The organism is Anaerotruncus sp. 80, from assembly GCF_009936115.1.
GTDB lineage: Bacteria > Bacillota > Clostridia > Peptostreptococcales > Anaerovoracaceae > Senimuribacter > Senimuribacter intestinalis.
In genome coordinates, this window is record NZ_QWES01000013.1 from 39,024 (window position 1) to 58,327 (window position 19,304).

The following is a 19,304-nucleotide window of genomic DNA, read 5'->3' on the forward strand; positions in this document are numbered from 1 at the left end:
ACTATTCCTCCTTGTTTTTTAACAGTTCAATCGCTTTGGATATCTGCTTAGGTACTGGCAACCCCATGATTCCTGCATTTTCAATAATACTAATTACCTCATTACAAATAAACCCAATAACTACTGCGTCACGTATGTAAGCCGTACTAAGCGCTAAATCAAGCCTGTACGCAACTAAGACGAACAACATCGTCATACATTTACGACAAAGTCCTTTCCAGCCAGCTTTTGACTCTAAAGCACCAGTCTTAGATTTTGGCGATTGTCCAAACACGCCAGCTACGATTAATCCTGTAATATAGTCCACAATCATGCAGATTAGTAATGTTGTCATGCCGCTTGTCCACCCTCCGAAAAATCCTGCAATCACGCTTCCTGTAATTCCTGTAACTGTGCAAATCGTCTGCTTCATTGTTCTACCTCCATAAAAGCGTTATTTAACTTCCTTCCATAAACTTTCTGTTCCTACTGCACCCGGCTCCCAGACGTTGCCGCCGACCAGAGATTCCCACGTCTTGCCACCGTGGATTACCTTGTCGCCTGTTACATATGCATTGGTACTATCTGGCTGCTCCCACTCAGGGATTACATCTGGATCCGGGATAAGTACTTTCGCCCAAAGCGATGGGCTGTCCGGCGGTGTCCACGTTTCCTGTGTATTGTGCGCCTGCAGACAGCGGTACAATACGCCATCATATGTAAGCCTGTCCCCAGCCGTTACGTGGATATCTGGGTGCCACTGCGGATACCAGTCCGCATGTCGCAGTGCCACCTCATCCGTGGCAGTTGGCAAGATTACTTTTAAAAGATTAATCAACGATTTCTGACTCTGTGTTAACATTTTGTGTTACCTCCGTTTTAATGTCTTCAACTACCCGGTCAACCATGCTATAAGCCAATCCGTACGCCGTTGATTCCGGCATGGCTGTAGGTATATAAGCAATTCCTGCTGCGCTTGGAAGCATAGACTTTTTCGAGATGCCGTACACCAAATCATTGTACGGTTTTACATAGTGTGTAAATTCTCCTGTGTTCGCATTAAAAGCCACAGGTTTCACATTAATATCCAGTTTAATTGAGCTGCCATCAACTCTATTTGTTACTCCCCAGACAAATTTGGGTCGATAATAGAAATTCATGTTATAGCTTCCCATATTGTCCGAATCAATCCTCTGTGCATTTGCTGATTCAAATGTAGCTACAGCTCCTCTATCGAATACTGCTGGTTTAGTATCATCAGAACAAGTTAGTTGGACACTGTTAGAGAATTCGCTAGTTAATTCTTGTGTAATTACCAACGATAAATCGTCCGAATTGGATATATTAATTTCCATATAAGCTGCAGAACTCGAATACAATGCTATATAGCGTCCCGTATCCTGCCGAAATATTCCCGTAAATACCCCAGGAATAAGACTTTTTGAAGTGGTCGGTGCAGTACTTGTTGATTTGATGACCACTTCTCCACTGCTATCTAAAGATAGAAGCGCTGCCCCATGATAGTCGGATGAACTTTTAGCACATTTCATACATAGCAGTACACGAGACTTGTCTAAGGCGCGGCTAGCCCAATATGTTGCTCCATCGTACGGGATATTTTGTGATATTTGTGTGCTTGTCAGTCTCTTGACTATAGTCGGCGTACCATCATCTACAATTCGCACCTGAATTCCTCTGTATAGTCTGCATAAATACAAAGATTCAATCAAGACATCATTTTCTCCAATGACTTCACTAAATGCGCCATATTTAGAGGAATTCACCGTTGTTGTTGAATTGTCCGCTACTCTTTGGTATAGATTTGTAGTGGTCTTAGTAAGATTCGTTACATAGCATGTTAGATATGAATCAATGCAGAATATACTTACTAAAAAAGCACCTATTACATGCGAGTTTATGAATACGCACGCCGTACTACTGCTATGTTGCCTTGAAAATGTCGTCTCCTCTACAGTAAAACTTCCCGATGAATTAGGCCGAAATACCAAAAGCGTTGCTTGATAATACTGCGTTGAACTGGATATTCCAGTTGGGGTATATGCAAAAGCACTCGTAAATACTCCTTTGGCATATTTTATATCCTGTACAACCGATTGACCATTTTGGCTAAGGCATGAAAGAGTATAAACAGGTACACTATGTGCAAATGCGCCTGCTGTAAGATTCATGCCGTCAAGAATAATGTGCTTATATATCATTACACTGGGAGTACTAGTTTGCTGAAACTGCATTACAAGCATGATATTACCGTTTTCATCTTCAGCGCATCCTATGTCTATTAATGCATCCGAAAGGCTTAAACCATTTCCAAGCAGCGGCAGATCCAGAGTGTTGGAATGAACAACTGTGCCATTTACGTTTTTAAATACGGTAGCGTAAATCGTCGTATCTTTTGAGTATGTTCCATTTGAACTTTGCGTACATACTAGCACGCTGTGGTCTGCAAGCTCAACTGATTTGACAGTATGACCGCTTCCACTTGCAAAACTTCCATAAGATACGGTAATACCATTATCAATATCCACAGCGGGTACTCTTTGCAAAAACATGTTGCCGTCAATTTTCTGGTTAGTGGCGTTTATAACATTTCTCTCCATTGAATTTTTCACCTTTAGGGTGCCCCCCCCCCCCCCGATAATTTTGCACTTACCCATTGATAACTCCTTCCTGCACTTGCGCGATAACACTGTCAACAATTTCATTGTACTGCTCATCTGTTAATCCATATGGATTCGGCTCTTCGTAATCCGGATTTAGATAAAATCCGTCTTCCTCTGTATAACAGTATTTACCTGCTACAACGTTTTCTGGTATATCTACGCCTGTAAAAACCTCAATGTCATCAGCGACAAATGCAATGTCCTTGTTCACCAGTCTGGGATAACCGTTGCGCATATATTCGACTTCTGTGTCAAAATCCACCAATACACGTGATATTCTGTCTACAATTATGTTCATAGCGTCATTCCTCCATATTCTCTAGAATTATAACTTTACCGCTTGAGTTGTATTTCATATTATTTTTTGTAACTCCATCTATCCAGCCAGTACTGATATCCCAAGTCTCAAACAGCGGTATCCAAATGTTATCCAAATAAGCAGTACTGCTAACTCCGTGCGTAACACTGGCTATTGATACAATGGAATTCGCATGTATTACAGGTTTCTCCACGGTGCTTATACTTTTCAGACTTCCAGAGCCTACATCTGTACCATTTGCGATACCACTTTTAATAACAGCAGCTGTAACGATATTACTTGCGTCCACATGGACCCATGATGTTACTAAATCCGGATAACTGGTATATATGAGTAATGGCTCTGTATTTACATAATCAAAGGCTGTGAGCAGATGAACTCCACTCGTAGCGTTGTTATTCTGCATAGGGATGTCAACTGTTGCCGATGCTATGGACAATACGAAATCATTAGAAACGGTTAAGATAACACCTCTTAGTACACCATTTGAGCCGGAAGAAGAAGTCTTTGCTGCCCACAATATCAAGAATTTATTATCACTGATTTGTGCATGCGCGCTCGGAACTAAGATTACTCTGTAATTACCGTATGTAGGATCAACCTTTAGTTTCGTACCGTAGGTTATTTCATAATTATCATCTATCGTGATAACCCGTGCACACAAACCATCCCCCTCATAGGTTCTCTCTGAATAAACCATAAGCAAATGATTTGCGTCAAGGGGTGTAATGTCAATGTAATAATCGTTTCTTGGGTCGCCCGTTGCTTTTTCTTGGGTTACTATGACGTATGGATTGCTTGAATCATTTGTAAACTGTACAATCATGCAAGCCAGCCAATTGTTGCTTCCGCCATCTACAAATAACAACATTTTGTCATTATCTTTGTCTAACCAAAACATATGCATATCCTGCTGGTATCTTCCTGAGGATCCCGATGAACGCAGTGTCTTAGTCCAATCTTTCGTAATTGACATATCGCTGTAATTAACTGATGCTTGCACAAGCACTGTGTCATAAGAAGATTTTCCAGAAGAATAATGCTGCCCATACCCGATAATGATTTTTCCGTTAGCCCTACAGGATATATCTAATGCCCCTACAGGTCCTGCATACCCTAAGTCTAGCACTGTGGATTTCGTAAGTGAACGTGTATCGTCATCCAATGTAACAATGTAAGCATATATATGCGCATAAGTATTGCCCGTACCCGTGGACTTACTGTTCGTTACCGCATAGGCAACAGCTACGTGGGTATTGTCAATCGCACACTGTCTTATGAGCGTTGTGTCACTTGCCCCTGATACTGCCGAAAACGCATAGCTATTATCAATCCGCTGTACAAAGTTTCCAGATTCAATTACAGCACTTGTGCTATATCCAAGCTGTTCAATACCGTTTTTTATATTAATTCCGCCTCCGCCACCCATAATTTTTGCTTTACCCATTTCATTCTCCTCTCAATTCCACCAGGAACTTTACTGTAGGAATCTCTGACATATATATACGATGATATAGCCATTTTATACTCCCTCAAATCTTATATTGATATCGATGTCCGGCACGTCCAGTGTTTTAGCGATAACATACCCGTCATACGTTTCAAACTCCATGATTTGACTAAACGCCGTGCGTTCGTCCTCAGCAAGAGCAGCTGATGTAATCTCCAAAAGAACATCAGGTCTATAAGCTTCTCTCATTTCGTTGATTTCAATATGATTCGTATACCAGCCGTCACTGTTTACAGTTTCCGACCAATCCGCCTTGCTGACCGTTGCATACAGAACTTGCACCGCCCGCCCAAAGGCCTGCGACGGTGTTCCATCATTCAGCCCATATCGCGCAGACATTACATCATCAAAAATATTCACCTTATTCAGTGCGGTTCCTTCTTCAGTCACCATTCCCGGAAGAGGTATCAAATCATAAACACCAACCTCTCCCTCGACCGCTTGCAGCCGAAACCGATTCGGGTGCTCTACCAGTCTGTCTTTCATTCCATCAACTCCTTTGCGGAAGCACTAAGTCCTGCCCGCATGAAAAAGTCCCGCAGTACTTCCAACTCTGTATAATTAAGTCTGCAGCAGCTTTCAGTTCCACCAAAACCTCTTCAACTGCGTTCATCTTTGCGATGTCTGGTATCTCCATATTCTCCGGTAAACTTGTGGCCATGGCATAGAAACTATCGCATAATGCAGCGATGTTATCTACAAGCCTTTGCAGATCATTTCTGACCGGCAGAGATTCTCTGCTCCAATCTTTTTTGTAGGCAAGTTTTTGCACCGCGAATCCTAAACGTCTTATCAGCTCTTCAAGGAAACAGGTATTGCATTCAATTCGGTTCAAAGTGATATGATTCAGGGTTCCTATCATGTCTCCTAAGAACTCCATCTGCTCTGCAGCGGTAAGGTTTACCCATCCCACTGCATAAATCCGTTCCTTTAAAGATTTGGCCGCCTCGACATCAAACTCTGTTCTCTCTGTTACCGGTGTAATCCACGTCATCTCTCTACCTCGTTTAATACCAGCAGCTTACTGCTTCCCGAAAACGCTCCATTATAACTCATCTCATTTTCTGTTACAGTTGCTTTAATATTGTCCGTAAACAATGTATTGACTGTAACATTATCTGTTGTATCAATTTCCGGAAATCCCCGGTCTTTAAACGTATATTCCGCTCTGCGCATAATTACCGAAGCTACCCACGCCACATACTCCCTGGCATGGGTCATCGATGTAATCAGAGGATTTGACACCGGGCATTCTTCCCCGATGGTATCATATGCAAAACGCACCGTTGCGCTGCCTGATTCTACTGCTTTCCCCATTACAGTAACTGTTCCGCTTCCCGTCAGTGTTACTCTGCACATATTGGCATAAAACTCTGTCACGCCGGCCGTCAATCCGCCAGCTAAAGACAGCGATAAGTCCACAGCGGTATCATCAAAATTCAGCTCATAAATCGTTTCCTCCGCTTCTACAATATCCATGGATATCAGTTCGGTTTCCTCCGTCTGTACTGTATACTGAAAAAGTGTTATCAGTATGTCCTTCAAGAGCGGATATTTCTTTGTGGTCGGCGGCGCTTCCAAAACCACAGATTTATCATAGATAAAATCCATCATCTCTGCAGATACCTCTTCAATAAAAATCTTTCCATCTCGATCCACGTCGACCACACACATTCCGGCATTAGCGATAAGCTGCAAACAATCCTTTGCTTCACCCACTGGCAACGGCGCTGTCGTAACATAACTTTTCAGTTTTTCACTAATGCGGTATTCTTTGTTTCCGTTATCGTCTACAAGCCCTGCCCACTGCAGAATACCGTCTGCCAAATCATACAAAGTCACTCCGTCCGGATTGTAGTTTCCCTCTCTATAGATATCCGTCAACGTCTGCAGTCTTGATATCGCAGTGAAGCTGGCCTTTGACAGCGCAGCAGAGCTGCTGATAGCAGGCTCCCCATTAGTGTAATTGGTTCCGCCTTTCACCCATTCAATACTCCCATCGTCCAGCTCAATGCCATACTCAAAGGTTACTTCTTGCCCATCTTCCAAAAAACGCCAAATACCTTCTGGATTATCCGGGTTATACTCACCGTCGGCATCCAAGAAGGTAAATGAGAATTCGTTTTTTGCAATGCTGGTATTCATTAAATCATTTTTCCTGCTCCACTTTGCTTCAGTAATGTTTCTGCAGGTTAAAGTTTTTATTACGCCGAGGACGATTGAGCCAATCCTCACTCTCCTGCAAGGTATTCCGCTATTAAGTATCTGCAGTGTAATCTTATTCAGGTACTCGTCTCCTGGCGGCAAATTTCCCTCGTAGGAAAAAACTTCTCCCATAACAGGAAAGATTCTATCAAAGACCTGTTTTCCGTCCCTCTCTGCGGTGATTTTTATGCTTATCGGGTGCTCATGCTCCGCTTCATCGAAGTATACTGCAATTCCACGGAAAGCATAATACCCATTTGCGAAAGTGATGTACATTTCAGGCTCTTTCTCGTAGGTACAATCTTCTTTGCTGATGTCTGTTCCAACATACCCTTGCAAAGAGTACGGGCCTATATTCGGTGCAGCATCAATCGTTCCGTCTAATAACCAAAATCCAGGCTCCAAGGTTCCATACCTGCGTTTGGCGTCGCTCTGCCCATCCAGCGTCGGTACCGAGCTATAGTGCAGCTCTCCACTATTACTGATAACTGCATTTTTGTTTGCTTCCGGATCCTGAATGCCAAAGCGAACCCTGATATAACATGGATTTCGCACCGGATCTCTAATCTGCACATTATATGCCTCACTTGTCTGATACATTATGTCACCTCATAACCCATATCAATGATATTGCATTTACAGGATTTGTACCGTAGAACCTTACCGGACTTATCCACCTCCAAAGGAGTCTCCGTGGAATCGCCCCAGTATACTTTTCTGGTTGTAAATTTCTGCGTCAAATCATCGTAAAATTTCAGTGTTCCCTTAAATTTTTCGATTTCTACCAGAATATCATGCCATTCCTTTGCGGTCAGATACGACCACTCTAAAGAATCCAGCTTAATCATCCTTCGATTAATCTTCGTGGCGACGACATCACCACTTGCATTTCTTGCACTGTCTACCAGCTGCTGCCTTGCGACCGCTAGGTTATTATTTGGCGACGGCAGTTTCTTTCCATTAATCCAAATCATCTTGCAAATGCCCCCATTCCTAAGTCATATCCTCGTGCCCGCTGCACTTTCTGGTTGGAACGATATAATACCTCTCCGTCAAGAATCAGTTCAATCGGTCTGTCATCATCTTTGTTCAAGATAACCTGTTTCAAGCTTTCTATTGCCGCAACAATCGCAGATGTATCGCCCTGACTGCTCTGCGCAGCCAGTTTTGCCATTTCAAGCAATTTGTTTTCCGGAGCAACCACTTCTCCGTATCTCGGATTATCACCAATCATTGCAAGCTGCGGAGTATTCCGCTTCACGTAACCACCTTCTGCAAGGCGAGGCAGTGAAACCGGACTGATAGAACCCAGGCTGAAGCCAAGAGACTTGCCTCCAACTCCCGGTACCCAGTCAGGAATATCTACTTTCAAGCTATTCAGGCCATCAATCATTTTGTTGATGCCACGAATAACACCGTTAACCATAGATTCAATCCCTCCTAAGATACTGTTGCAGACTTTCTTCACCCCGTTCCAGAAGGTATCAAATCCATTCTTAATCGGTGTTAGAACCTTCTTGCTAATCCAGTCAGAAACCGTTCCCAGAGCTGATTTAATCTTAGCTACCATACCTTTTACCGGCGTGATGACTTTATCATTGAGCCAATTCGTAAAAGGTGAGAATACAGCTTTAATGGTTTCCCAAATTCCGCTGAAAATTCCTTTTACCCCTTCCCACGCAAGTTTCCAATCGCCGGAAAAGACTCCTTTAATAAAGGTAATCAGGCCATTCAGCGTAGTTAAGAGTCCGCTTACGATATCTGATATCCAGCCGAATACCTTGATGAAGACATCCCAGACACCTTGTAGCCCCTCTGAAATTACCTTGACAAATTCACCTGCGATATATCCCACGAACGGAGATATTGCATTCCATATTGTGGCAATACAATCCACAACGTTTCCGACCAGCTCCAAAAACTTGTCAATCACCTTTTGCAGATGTTCATCTTTCAGTTTCTTGAAACCATCAGCAATACTCTGCAGCGTCGGAGCCAGATATTTGTTGTACGCATCCAGCACCGAACCAAATACTGTGCCTAGACCCTCCGAGATTTTACTAAACGCAGGACTGATATAGGTATCATAGACTTCACTGATCTTTTTCGCTGTATCTGTCACCAGTTCCCTTACCGTGCTGGTAAAGGTCTGAATCGGCGCCAGCGTCTGATTCAGCGCTTCTTTAATCTTGTCTTTATTGTTGATGATAGGATCAGAAATCAGGTTTACTATATCGCCGCCGAATTTCAGAACCAGTTCACCAGCTTCCAGAAAACCATTACTGAAAATTGCTATAATGTCGGCAGTAATCTGTTTCGCCTCCGGACTTCTGAATACGGTAAAAATTTCAGCAACTGTTGTTGTCAGCGCGCCAATTTTTAACGCAACAGCACCAGAGACGTCGAACATATTCACAATTTTAGACTTAATAAAGTCTTTATTCTGGTCAAGATATTTTGCAATACCGCCGGTCAGATTGTCTGCAATCGTTAATCCGGCAGATGCAATAGAACCGGCAGTGTTTCCAAGAGCGAAGGCCAGTTTATTCAAATAGGCATTTGCTGCTTTGACAACCGATTCATCGGTAAAAATATCTTTCAAGCTGGTACCAATTTCATCACACTGATTCTTAATAGAATCCAGTACCGACAAATCCCCGATGCCGATTTTCCAACCCCCAACAAACAGGTTTTTCAGTTCTTTGATTCTCTCAATCAGTGCAGCATACTTGCTGTCAACCTCGTCCAGTACCGTTTCACCTTCTGCCAGCTGACCGTAGTCAACCTCTGCGCCTGTGCTGGCGCCTCCGCCTGAACCACCGGAGCCTCCACTGCCGTCATCAGACTGGTCCGGAATTGTATTCAGTTCATCAATGCCCAGGGTGACATTCTTTAGTTCTTTCGCAGCTTTGGCCGCTTTTCCTGCACTGTCTCCCACGCCGCCTACTGCTCCGGCTGCATCTCCAGCACTATCTGCCGCAGCGTCAGCCGCTTTTCCCGTTTGGTCGAGCACTCCAGCTCCGCTTTTCGCTTTCTTTCCGGTAATCAGCTCCGTGAACGCCTTAAAAGCATTCGCTAATGTCGCAAGCTTGGAAAGCACCACATTGATAATCTTTATAATCGGTGTAAACAGATTGATAAACCCCTGCCCCAGCGTCGCTTTCAGTGAATCAAACTGCAGTTTCAGGATTCTAACTTGATTCGCCCAACCGTCCTGCGTTCTGATAAAATCACCGGTAGCCAGCTGCAGCTGATTCTGCACGAACTTATACCGTAAAGCGACCTTTTCCTGCTCGCTCATGGCTTGAGTTGTCTTTCCGAAGCCGTTTGCAAGAGCGTAGGAATCCAGCGCGCTCTGCGTCATTACAACACCCAGGTCTTTCAGGGTTTCTGTCTCACCCGTAAAAACTGATTTCAGCTTGGTATACGCTTCGTCCTGTGCAATGTTATAGAATGACGCCACATCACCGGCAAGTCCAGTGAGGGTCGTCGACATTTCATAGGCTTCCTTTTCGGTGAAACCAAAAGCCTTGGACATAGATCCAAAGGTACCCGCATACCGCTTCGCCATCGTTTCCGATAGGCCAAAGGATGTTGCCGCACTCTTAGACCATTTATCCATTTCTGCACTCATGTGCGGAAATGCTACGTCGACAACATTCTGTACTTCCTGCAGGTCCGAGCCAAGTTCAATACAGGAAGCCGTAAAATCCACCAGCTTTTTTACAGCAAATGCGCCAGCTAAAGCAGCACCCGCCTTTTTCGCAAGGCTGGTGATACCTTTCATCTGTTTATTAAATTGATTTTGGTTTACAACTAGGTCAAGACCAATCTGGCCAACACTTTCAGCTGCCATACTCCACCTGCCTTTCTATTTTTAAAAAGCAGGCACCGGCTCGCTACTCTACTGGTGTGGCTCTAGGCTCTGTCTTAACATGTTCCATTTTAATTCTATTGATTTTTTTACAGCGCGGACATTTCATTTCAATATCTGCATGGTTGGCAAATAATAATGTCTGTCCGCAGTTCTTACACTTAATTTTTACAATCACTATCACCTGCCATTTTGATAAACGCCTGTTTGTATGCTTCCAGCACCCGTGCCATCTCTTCTTTCGATACCTGCTTAGCAGCTTTATTCCGATATTCATTTCGGATTCTCCGCTGCTCCGGCGTGAAAGCTTTCAACATATCCTTATCGTCTTCAGCACGAATCGCAACAATGCGCCCCAGCGCCGTATTCGGGTCAAGCCCGGAAAGGAGAGCCACAAACTCAGCCCAGGTTACATCTTCAAAAGACTTTGACAGCATACGAATTCCATACTGAGACAGTATAGACGACACAATCAGGTCAAAGTCATCTACTAAATCATACCAGGGCTCTACTGCTCCCCCTCAGAGTCTCCTGCCGCCAGTTCGATTGCCTCCCTTACCAGTGTCGCGAAATCACCAAAGTTTAGCTGCAGGCTGTCTACCGTTTTTCTTGCGGTTTTGTCAAACAGTAATTCATAAGCTTCCAAAATTTCTTTTGACCCTGCCTCATCACCCATCAAGCCCATCACCTTCAGGATGGTCACAGCACTGTTGTCTATTTCGATTTCCTTGTCTTTGACCACTAACACAGGTTTCTTGCTAAAATTCAGCTTTTCTGTAATATCTAATCGTTTCATGTTTCCTCCAAAAGATTGGGCGGGGATTTACCCCGCCTCCCGTTATGCCGCCGGTGTAATTTCCGGCTTTCCGTTGCTCAAAATTTCAAATTCAAGCGGTGCCACCGCAGTGGAATCGCCAGCGCCTACATTGGTCACGTTGATAACTGCGTCAGCAAACTTGACAACAGTACCGTCAGGGAAGGTCCACTGAAAATCTCGCTCCGTATCTCTTCCGTTTGCCCAAGCAAGCTCTGCAACAGCATCGTTGCCCGGATCTCCTACATTTCTCTTTGCAGTTACCGACACTGTAATTGATTTTGCCGTCTGCAGCCTCCTGGTCCAGCCTTCCGATTCAAACGGCGTCCATTCTTCCACACCGTTATCAAAGCTGACGCCAAAGGATTCACATTCAGCAATATTTTTCATCGCCGGAGTTTCCGCACCCGGCGCCGCAGTGTCAATTTGAAACTGATTTTTATAGCAAGGGTATACCCCTTTCTGTGTGCTTGCCATTTTCTACCTACCTTTCGTAATATAAATCAAACCAGATTACCCGCTCATATATCCCATTGTCATCGGTTCCCACATCCTGGGGCTCCGGTACCAAAAGCATGAGATAATCAACATGAGTTTCTCCGATTTGCACATTGGTGACTTCTCTTAATTTCTCCCAAAACGCAAGAGCCGCCTCTTCCGTTTCTTTCGCATTTTGATTCCAGTGCAACAGCACTGAGATTCTCTTTACGTCATATCTGGTATTATCCAGCCCGCCAATGGTTATGCGGGGTGTACCGGTTTCTTTTCTCTGATACACCCCGATTGACTTCTGTTTTTTGTTGTCCAGCTTCCCGATATAGTAGTGCTCTGCAAAACCAAAGGATTTCAGCCAGTCACGTACATCAGCTAAAGTCAGCATTATAGACCACCCTCCTGTTTGTACAGTTCCTTAAACGTTTTCACCGCAAATTTTTCCTCTTTTCCACCAGGCAGCCAGTCCTCAAACCACTCGCCCTTTGCGTTAGGGTTTTCATGAGTCCGAAAATTATATTCCGGATGATAGTAAAGACGCCGAGCATAAGGCGTGCTGTGGACAATCGTAACAATACCTTTTGACGCTTCGGAGTAATCTACAAACATGCCTTCATTTTGCAAATTACCAGTATCGAAAGGCACCACCTGCGCCTGCACCACCTCAGTATGCAGTGCCTCTGCTGTCTTTTCCAGAGCTGTTACCGCAGCACCCGTCAGCTGACCGATTCTTGCAGTGTTTATTGTGATTTTGCTGTTTGCCTTAATCATAATAACCTCAGTTCTGTATAATTCACTGTGCCGTCTGGATTCCGAGCCTTTCGCCCTTCTGCAATAATTCTGCGCATGCCGTGTACTTCAGCTATGCCTCCCGTGATATTCACAATGTCCGGGCAGATATCTCCGGGAAAAAGTGCAGTGCCGGAAACCTGTACTAATTTCTGTTCCTCCGTCAAAATGCGTTTTCCTCCATCCTGATAATTGCATTTGATGGTTGCAGAAAATGCAGGAATCGGCGCTCCATCTTCTGTAATGCCCTCTGCTTCAATTTCCACATAGATATCTGTCCTGCAAAGCTTCTCGGGTACCAGGCAAGGATATCTCATCCGTGCCACCTCCTAAGCGTTCTGTCAGTTAATCCAGTTTGTTTCAGCAGCTCATAGGTGTCTTTTCTCATTGCAATTCCATTTTGCACCATGACATTCCAGCCACCCCCAAACTGCACAGAAACACCGTTAATCGAATAACTCGAAAGCACCGTGTCAATTTCATCTGCATTCTCATATTCAAAATCCGCCTGCAAACATACGATTTCAACGATGAGTTCATGCTGAAACGGTGTCAGCATTTCAAAGCCACAGCCTACAATCCGATTAAATGTCAAGGAGTCAATATGCCTGCTGGCCAACTTAAGATATTTTTCCAACTGATCGGCTGGAATATTTCCGTTCCCGTATACCACATAATCAGAAGGGCCTGCATATGCCTCATACATTACGCTTTCTCCGATTCATCCAGCTTTTTAACAAGCCCTGTGACAGTGGTTGTATTACCAATATCAATTCCTTTTTCACTGCAATACTTTTCAAGTGCGGCAAACGCATTTTCTCCCTGCTTTTTCAGCTGCTCGTTTTCCTTTTTGAGCGCTTCCAGTTCTTTGGAGTCATTAGAGTTCTTTGCCGCCTCGAGTTCCTCTTTTAAGACGGCATATTTCTCATAAGGCACGGTCTTTCCTCTTCCGTAGCTGATAACTTCTCCCGCGTCATCTACAATATCAAAGCCAGCGTCAGTATAAAACTTCTGCTGGCTCTCTGTGATGGTATAGACTTTATTATCTTTAATTGCTTTCATCCGTCTCCCTCCTTACTCGCTGACATTCATTGCACAGCCTTCTACTTTACGTTCTAGCAGGAACAAATCTCCGTAGTTGCGGTTCTGATACAGATAGCCGTCCGCGGTACGAGAATCAGTGCCCGGAGTAAACAACTTGATATAGCTGTACTTGTCTCTGCATACAACGCAAGATGGGTGAATTAGAATGCAGTTAATCTGTTTTGCATCTTCCGCTGCTGCAAATCCGTCAGTAAAGTCATACTTGCTCTTCATTCTTGCTGCCGGTACCATCTTCTTTGTCACATCGTCCAGGCTATGAACATTTCTGTTGACGCTGGACGGTGTAGATACCATCATGACCCTCTGAATTCCCTCGGCCTCCTTGAGGATTTTATTCATGCTCGGAGTAACATATAGGATTCTTCCCTCTTCAGGTACAGACGCTTCGTCCATTCTTGCCATTTCCTCGTCAAACCATTCGAGGAAGTTCGCCGCAGTTACGACCGTGGTATCAATTCTTCCACTGAGATTTGTCAGTTCTGCATGGAGCTTACTGAATCTGTAACAATCCTTTTCCGGAATTGCCTGTTCCGTCTCAAAGGTATTCTGAATGTTTGCCACAGATAAAGTCAGATTCGTTTCATCAATATCCATTGGATCCACGAAGAACTCAATGTCTCTATCGTGACTCAGTTTCTTTGCTTCCCAGTCATTGCTCAAAGAGCCGGAATTAAATCCCGGAGTTCTGGTGTGGTCCTTATATCCAGATACAGCCATTCTCGGAAGCTTGATAGTCTGCGCATTAATAAAAGTTACCCCGGTGTTACTCTTTGTCAGAGTATCAGAACAGAGTTCCTTTGCGTATTTCTGCTGCAATAAATTAGTGAATTTTTCAGCGTATTCATATACTGCCATGTTCTTTTACCTTCCTTTCGTTTTTAAAGCCCAAATGCCGCCTTTAACTGGTCATCTGTGGCGGTATTGTTTCCACCGCTTCCAGATGCGCCGAATTTAAAGCCGTTTCCGCCGTTTGTTTCAGTCTGTGCTTTCAGCTGCGGTACGTCTTCTAACACTTTGTTTATGGCTTCTTTGAGCTTTTCCTTATCAACTTTGCCTTCCACAATCACATCTTTTACGTCCGCCATTTTCATCAGATATGGAATTGTCTTTAAGTCTACTCCAATTTCACCTGCCATGAGCAGCGACTCTTTTTCCATCTCTGCCCGAAGTGCCGCCGCCTGCGCCTGCTGTGCCTGCACCTGCAATGCGTTCGGATCAGGCTGGTTTTTCGCTTTTTCAGCTTTAAATGCATCAATCGCCTGTTTCATTTCTTCCTGCGACAGTCCCTGATGCTTGAAATAGCTTTTCAAGACTGTATCCTCTGTCACCGATTGCTTTCCAGTAATAATACTGGCCAGCTTTTCGTAATCAAAAGCCGGAGCCTGCTGTGTCTGCTGGTTCGGGTTGCTCCCAGTCTGTGCACCAGAGCTACCCGTGTCGCCAGCTCCTTCTCCGCCTCCGGTTCCTTCCGGCGCCATAAAAGGCCTAATTTTTCCAAATTTGTGTTTCAGCATGTGTTCTCTCCTTTCAGTTTTAGGTGTGTCTCACCATATCAGTTTTGTCTCGGGTGTCTCCCGCAGCGCTTCTTTTAAGCTCTTCTCGCACTTGGAGCAATAAAAAAGAACCCTACTCTAAAGGTTCTGATTTAACTGATTCTGTTTTTCTTTTTACTAAGCCCTTCTGCAGAAGTAACTCTGCCCGCTTCTTTGTGACTTCAATTTCAGTACCCGCTTCAAGGACTTTTTCAAGTTCCAAGTCGTAGTACCGTCTCGTTACAATGAGTTTCATTTCTTCCCTCCCGTCTTTGCTGCTATTAAGCATACCGCTATGATAGTACAGCATATAATTCCTGTTATTTGTACCGCTGGATGCATAAGACCTCCTCCTTTTCGATATTAAAAAAGACCAGTCCAGTTGAACTGATCAGCTTAGCGTTCCCAAAGTGAGTCAAATCGTTTCTCGATTATTTCGTCTTTTGGCCGTGAGATTATCTTCCCTGCTTCCACACACGCCCTAAGATGCTCTTTATACTCTTCAAATCCTGAATAACAATCGTGATTAAAGCCAAGATGTCGACCTGTCATATCATATAGCTGCTTTCGCAATTCTTGAATTTCTTCGTTTGCCAATAATCTATCAATTATTTTCAACCAATCATCTCCCTATATGCTTCATATAATTCATAAAAAATGTCATTGAATTCTTCTTTCTCCAGAAGATTCAACACTTTAATCGTATTAAGATTCGCAAAAATCTCCGCCGCTTTCGCCCCTGGTTTCGACCAATAACTTTCTCTATGTCCTACCATTCCCGAAATTCTTGCATCAGATAAAGCACTGACGATATCAGAAATAGCAAAACTCGTTTCGTATTTACCCCCTGGCTCAAACCATTTCCTTATTCTTTCTTCTTCAGCATACACTTTTTCCGAGCAGATTTCAATAGCTCTGATAAAATTATCGTTTTCCCAACTATGATACTCAAGACTATCTATCCTGTGTGATAACTCGTGTGCAAAAGAGTAGTCTAAATCGTAATCTTCCAAGGATAACTTTGGATTATAAATCATAGCATCCAGCTCAATGTCATATGCAAGGGGAGACCTGCAGTTTAGGTCCTCTCTTAGTTCCGTAAATTCTGCATAAAGCGCCATTTTGTTTTTCTGTGAATCCGAATCTTCTCTTAGTCTGCGTATAAATGCATCGTACTCCGTTTGTACTTCTATTTTTTTACCCTTTAACGAATCGGCCTTATCCTCCCATTCGGCGAGCTTCCATGCATATTTTTCTTGGTTCTCCGAATCCTGTGAGTATTTTTTAAGTCTATCATATTTCTCAATTTGACGCTGTATGTGCTGTTGCCTCTGTTCATGTGCGTACTCACGCTTGACTTCACTGATTTCTTTTGTCGTAATCTTCCCATCCGGCGGCGTACTGATTCCGGGAAAATACGTAGTGTGACTATCCTTGCAATTTGGGTGATATAAGCCGGCGGCGATGGCGCTACTCAGCAGTGGGTATGGTCCGTCACCCTTCTTTCCACCACTCCATACGTCATCAATCAGTACTTTCCCACAAAATGGCAAACATTTCGGGCAAGGGTTTCCGCGTTTATTTACAATTACGGTACTGATTCCCCATTCCTGCCGCTTCTCTCCCTCTCCCTGCAGATATGCCCTCTTGCTGGCTGTCCTAATTGTCATCATCGCATAGTTTTTCAGCGTGTGACGTGCACCGTTCGCATATTCCACGCAATTTAATCCGGCTGCAAGAAAATCGTGGGTCGCCATATCAACCGCTTTTTCATAGGTTCCCGCTCCACTGTTTGCATAAACCTGCGCATCAAAGATGATTTTCCGGTACTTGTCATTTGCCATACGCAAGACCGCCGTTTCCGCTTTCTCCACATCCTTGATTGTGGCGCTTATTAATGCATCCATTTTGCGGTCATTCAGGCGAAAAAACGCAGCCTGAGTCTTTACTGACCCGCTGCGTGACTTTGGAGGTTTATAACCTTTTCGGAGTGCTTTTAGAATCTCAATTTCCTGTGCCATGTTCCCGTCTTTTCTCGCCTCTTCAATTGCCTCTTTGATTCTGCTGTTAATCTGGGAAAACTGCTTGCTGAATTTTTTCTTATTAATCTGCTTATACTGATCCAGCGCTTTCAGCTGCTCTGCCTGCCACATGGACCAGTTAAAGCCCTCCGCATCTTCCCATTCGCTATGCTTTTTCATGTTCCGAATCATGGAACGCAGAAGTTCATCTTCAACTCTGGCAAAGGCCCTCTCAAAATCATAATCAGCCATTATAGCGCACCTTAAAACCTTGACTTCTCAGATTTCGTTTCAGTTTTTTCAGTTCAGTAATACTTTCGCACTTATAATTGCAGAGTTCTGCATATCCTTTTTTCTCAATCGCATAAATACCAAAAGACACTTGCTCACTTGCTATCTGCAGCAGTCCCTGATACTCCTTCTGGCTCATTTGGTACAGATTGTTTGCCACCTTTACTTTCATCGTCTACCTCCAAAGAAAAAGAACCTGCCCCATGGTTGACTGCCGGTTCTTCTATTTCTGTGATACCCTGCTCCTCTTTCAGGCGTTTTACCTCTTCAGCTTTCCAATCTTCATCCTTGCTGTCGCCGTAAAGTTCCTCCACCGCTGCCTCAATACTCATGATTCCGCCCGTCTTTGCCTTGGTCACTGTTTCAACCTGACTTTCAAAGCTTGGATTTGCGTATTCGCCAAAATCAATAGTGACCTCCGGTTCCTCCTCGACATTACCGATATGATTAATCTCTTTATAGGCTCGCACAACCGTTATTACTACCTGTGGCAAATCCTCTTCAAGGGCGGATACAATCGCATTTCTCGTGTAAAGCGTCGCTTTCTCCTTTTCGCGCTGCGCCTCAGCGTTGTCAAGCTTTTTCACATCGATGCCAAGCGTCGACGGAGAGATAAGCCCCTGCAGGCACTGATCCAGCGCCGTAATATACGTCGCAGCATAACTGTCGTGTGGAATCTCCGGCTGCTCCAAAGAAATTTTGTTGGCTGCACCTTCCGACATATCCGAATCCGTTTTGATGTACCTGTTATCAAAAGCGTTCGGCTTTAGAACTTCTCCGGTGTGAGGGTCTCTTGGCAGCAAACACTCTGGGATATACTCTTTACTTCTGCCGGCACGCAGCGCATCCATCCACTGAGACCAGGCTTCATCCAAACTGTCAAAGTTATCTACTTTCTTGTCAAAGATACTCTGACCCCGTTCTTCCCAGCGCCCCGACTCATAAAACTTGATAGGTACCGCAAGCATATACTTGCCCTTCTGTGTTACTTCCCCGGCTGTATTTTCCGTGTATCCTGAGAAAGTGACATCTTTTAGGCCCTTCGTCTGCGGAATTTCATCCAGCGGTACCTCTGCTTCGCCCCTGTATAAATGGTTTTTAATGTAACCATACCCATAGTGCTCGTAAAGACAGTATCTTTTGCTTTCCTGTTCGTACATGGTTTTGAAAATTATCTCTCTAAGCCTGCCTCGATCACTCCTGATTTCGATCCGGTCACCAGCGTAATATTCAATGATTGGATAATCCGATATTGCACTGTCATAGGTGACTTTAAATGCACCATCTCCGATGTATAAAGTCTCTTTCACGGCTTTTTCCAGCCTCTTCATAAACCGGTTATCCTGGCATATCTGTTCCCAGATTTCCTTGTCCAATCCTTTGCTGATATCAAATTCTCCAATATCAGCAAGCACGACGGCTGTCAACATGTCTACGATGAGCCCCGGAAGTCCTGTGTGAATCTTTCGGATTTCCATGCCCGGGCTAGACTTGCACGCCCAGAATTTATACTGGTCTACGCCATTTCTCAGCTGAGCGTAAAGCTGTTGCAGCTCATTGCTGTCTCCCCGATACCAGATTCTGTTCTTTATCGCATTTCCTTCATAGTCCAGCGTCTCAGTGATGTCTATGTATGTAGGGTCCGCCGCCCTGACATTCAGCCAGCTTCTAATGCTTTGTTTCATTCTCTCTA

At 44.2% G+C, this 19,304-nt stretch carries 25 protein-coding genes and 1 pseudogene; all 26 read right to left on the reverse strand.

Annotated elements, in window-relative coordinates; translation table 11 throughout:
* Position 1: 1 nt before the first annotated feature.
* A complete protein-coding gene (locus D1155_RS07830; RefSeq protein ID WP_160201841.1) occupies positions 2-412 on the reverse strand; it encodes a phage holin family protein in 411 nt (136 codons plus the stop codon).
* Between the two features lie 21 nt (positions 413-433).
* Entirely contained in the window at positions 434-841 is a 408-nt protein-coding gene (locus D1155_RS07835; RefSeq protein ID WP_160201842.1) for a carbohydrate-binding protein, read from the reverse strand.
* Positions 810-2,654, reverse strand: coding sequence for a hypothetical protein (locus D1155_RS07840; RefSeq protein ID WP_160201843.1), 1,845 nt, complete (start codon positions 2,652-2,654; stop codon positions 810-812). Before D1155_RS07840 ends, D1155_RS07835 begins: the two co-directional genes overlap by 32 nt.
* Positions 2,647-2,958 carry a hypothetical protein gene (locus D1155_RS07845; protein WP_160201844.1) on the reverse strand — a complete coding sequence of 104 codons (312 nt, stop codon included), beginning with the start codon at positions 2,956-2,958 and terminating at the stop codon, positions 2,647-2,649. The genes D1155_RS07840 and D1155_RS07845 overlap by 8 nt, the downstream gene beginning before the upstream one ends.
* A gap of 4 nt (positions 2,959-2,962) precedes the next feature.
* The gene (locus D1155_RS07850) at positions 2,963-4,426 is read right to left on the reverse strand and encodes a hypothetical protein (RefSeq protein WP_160201845.1); all 1,464 of its coding nucleotides are present in this window, start codon (positions 4,424-4,426) and stop codon (positions 2,963-2,965) included.
* A gap of 75 nt (positions 4,427-4,501) precedes the next feature.
* Positions 4,502-4,975, reverse strand: coding sequence for a hypothetical protein (locus D1155_RS07855; protein WP_160201846.1), 474 nt, complete (start codon positions 4,973-4,975; stop codon positions 4,502-4,504).
* Between the two features lie 4 nt (positions 4,976-4,979).
* A complete protein-coding gene (locus D1155_RS07860; protein WP_160201847.1) occupies positions 4,980-5,483 on the reverse strand; it encodes a hypothetical protein in 504 nt (167 codons plus the stop codon).
* Entirely contained in the window at positions 5,480-7,294 is a 1,815-nt protein-coding gene (locus D1155_RS07865) for a hypothetical protein (protein ID WP_160201848.1), read from the reverse strand. Before D1155_RS07865 ends, D1155_RS07860 begins: the two co-directional genes overlap by 4 nt.
* The gene (locus D1155_RS07870) at positions 7,294-7,668 is read right to left on the reverse strand and encodes a hypothetical protein (RefSeq protein WP_160201849.1); all 375 of its coding nucleotides are present in this window, start codon (positions 7,666-7,668) and stop codon (positions 7,294-7,296) included. The genes D1155_RS07865 and D1155_RS07870 overlap by 1 nt, the downstream gene beginning before the upstream one ends.
* Complete coding sequence (locus D1155_RS07875) at positions 7,665-10,550, reverse strand: hypothetical protein (RefSeq protein ID WP_160201850.1); 2,886 nt, start codon at positions 10,548-10,550, stop codon at positions 7,665-7,667. Before D1155_RS07875 ends, D1155_RS07870 begins: the two co-directional genes overlap by 4 nt.
* Before the next feature lie 43 nt (positions 10,551-10,593).
* Positions 10,594-10,845 carry a Com family DNA-binding transcriptional regulator gene (locus tag D1155_RS16105; protein WP_160201851.1) on the reverse strand — a complete coding sequence of 84 codons (252 nt, stop codon included), beginning with the start codon at positions 10,843-10,845 and terminating at the stop codon, positions 10,594-10,596.
* Positions 10,730-11,065 (reverse strand): annotated as a pseudogene (locus D1155_RS07885) (Gp15 family bacteriophage protein); the annotation flags it as partial. The pseudogene D1155_RS07885 and the gene D1155_RS16105, both read right to left, overlap by 116 nt.
* Positions 11,066-11,076: 11 nt before the next feature.
* The gene (locus D1155_RS07890; RefSeq protein WP_160201852.1) at positions 11,077-11,364 is read right to left on the reverse strand and encodes a hypothetical protein; all 288 of its coding nucleotides are present in this window, start codon (positions 11,362-11,364) and stop codon (positions 11,077-11,079) included.
* Between the two features lie 42 nt (positions 11,365-11,406).
* Entirely contained in the window at positions 11,407-11,859 is a 453-nt protein-coding gene (locus tag D1155_RS07895) for a hypothetical protein (RefSeq protein ID WP_160201853.1), read from the reverse strand.
* A gap of 7 nt (positions 11,860-11,866) precedes the next feature.
* Positions 11,867-12,262, reverse strand: a complete 396-nt coding sequence (locus D1155_RS07900; protein ID WP_160201854.1) for a minor capsid protein — start codon at positions 12,260-12,262, stop codon at positions 11,867-11,869.
* Complete coding sequence (locus D1155_RS07905) at positions 12,262-12,645, reverse strand: hypothetical protein (RefSeq protein WP_201759559.1); 384 nt, start codon at positions 12,643-12,645, stop codon at positions 12,262-12,264. Before D1155_RS07905 ends, D1155_RS07900 begins: the two co-directional genes overlap by 1 nt.
* Positions 12,642-12,980, reverse strand: a complete 339-nt coding sequence (locus D1155_RS07910; protein ID WP_160201855.1) for a hypothetical protein — start codon at positions 12,978-12,980, stop codon at positions 12,642-12,644. The genes D1155_RS07905 and D1155_RS07910 overlap by 4 nt, the downstream gene beginning before the upstream one ends.
* Complete coding sequence (locus D1155_RS07915; protein WP_160201856.1) at positions 12,977-13,369, reverse strand: hypothetical protein; 393 nt, start codon at positions 13,367-13,369, stop codon at positions 12,977-12,979. Before D1155_RS07915 ends, D1155_RS07910 begins: the two co-directional genes overlap by 4 nt.
* Positions 13,369-13,725 (reverse strand): hypothetical protein, encoded by a 357-nt coding sequence (locus D1155_RS07920; RefSeq protein ID WP_201759560.1) that lies wholly within the window; start codon positions 13,723-13,725, stop codon positions 13,369-13,371. Before D1155_RS07920 ends, D1155_RS07915 begins: the two co-directional genes overlap by 1 nt.
* A 12-nt stretch (positions 13,726-13,737) precedes the next feature.
* The gene (locus D1155_RS07925) at positions 13,738-14,622 is read right to left on the reverse strand and encodes a capsid protein (RefSeq protein WP_160201857.1); all 885 of its coding nucleotides are present in this window, start codon (positions 14,620-14,622) and stop codon (positions 13,738-13,740) included.
* Positions 14,623-14,645: 23 nt separating this feature from the next.
* Positions 14,646-15,281, reverse strand: a complete 636-nt coding sequence (locus D1155_RS07930) for a hypothetical protein (RefSeq protein ID WP_160201858.1) — start codon at positions 15,279-15,281, stop codon at positions 14,646-14,648.
* Positions 15,282-15,393: 112 nt separating this feature from the next.
* The gene (locus tag D1155_RS07935; RefSeq protein ID WP_160201859.1) at positions 15,394-15,555 is read right to left on the reverse strand and encodes a hypothetical protein; all 162 of its coding nucleotides are present in this window, start codon (positions 15,553-15,555) and stop codon (positions 15,394-15,396) included.
* A 140-nt stretch (positions 15,556-15,695) separates the two neighbouring features.
* Complete coding sequence (locus tag D1155_RS07940) at positions 15,696-15,917, reverse strand: hypothetical protein (RefSeq protein WP_160201860.1); 222 nt, start codon at positions 15,915-15,917, stop codon at positions 15,696-15,698.
* Positions 15,914-17,572 (reverse strand): phage minor capsid protein, encoded by a 1,659-nt coding sequence (locus D1155_RS07945; RefSeq protein WP_160201861.1) that lies wholly within the window; start codon positions 17,570-17,572, stop codon positions 15,914-15,916. The genes D1155_RS07940 and D1155_RS07945 overlap by 4 nt, the downstream gene beginning before the upstream one ends.
* Positions 17,565-17,750, reverse strand: a complete 186-nt coding sequence (locus D1155_RS07950) for a hypothetical protein (protein ID WP_243153693.1) — start codon at positions 17,748-17,750, stop codon at positions 17,565-17,567. Before D1155_RS07950 ends, D1155_RS07945 begins: the two co-directional genes overlap by 8 nt.
* A complete protein-coding gene (locus D1155_RS07955; protein WP_201759561.1) occupies positions 17,707-19,296 on the reverse strand; it encodes a phage portal protein in 1,590 nt (529 codons plus the stop codon). Before D1155_RS07955 ends, D1155_RS07950 begins: the two co-directional genes overlap by 44 nt.
* Positions 19,297-19,304 lie beyond the last annotated feature (8 nt).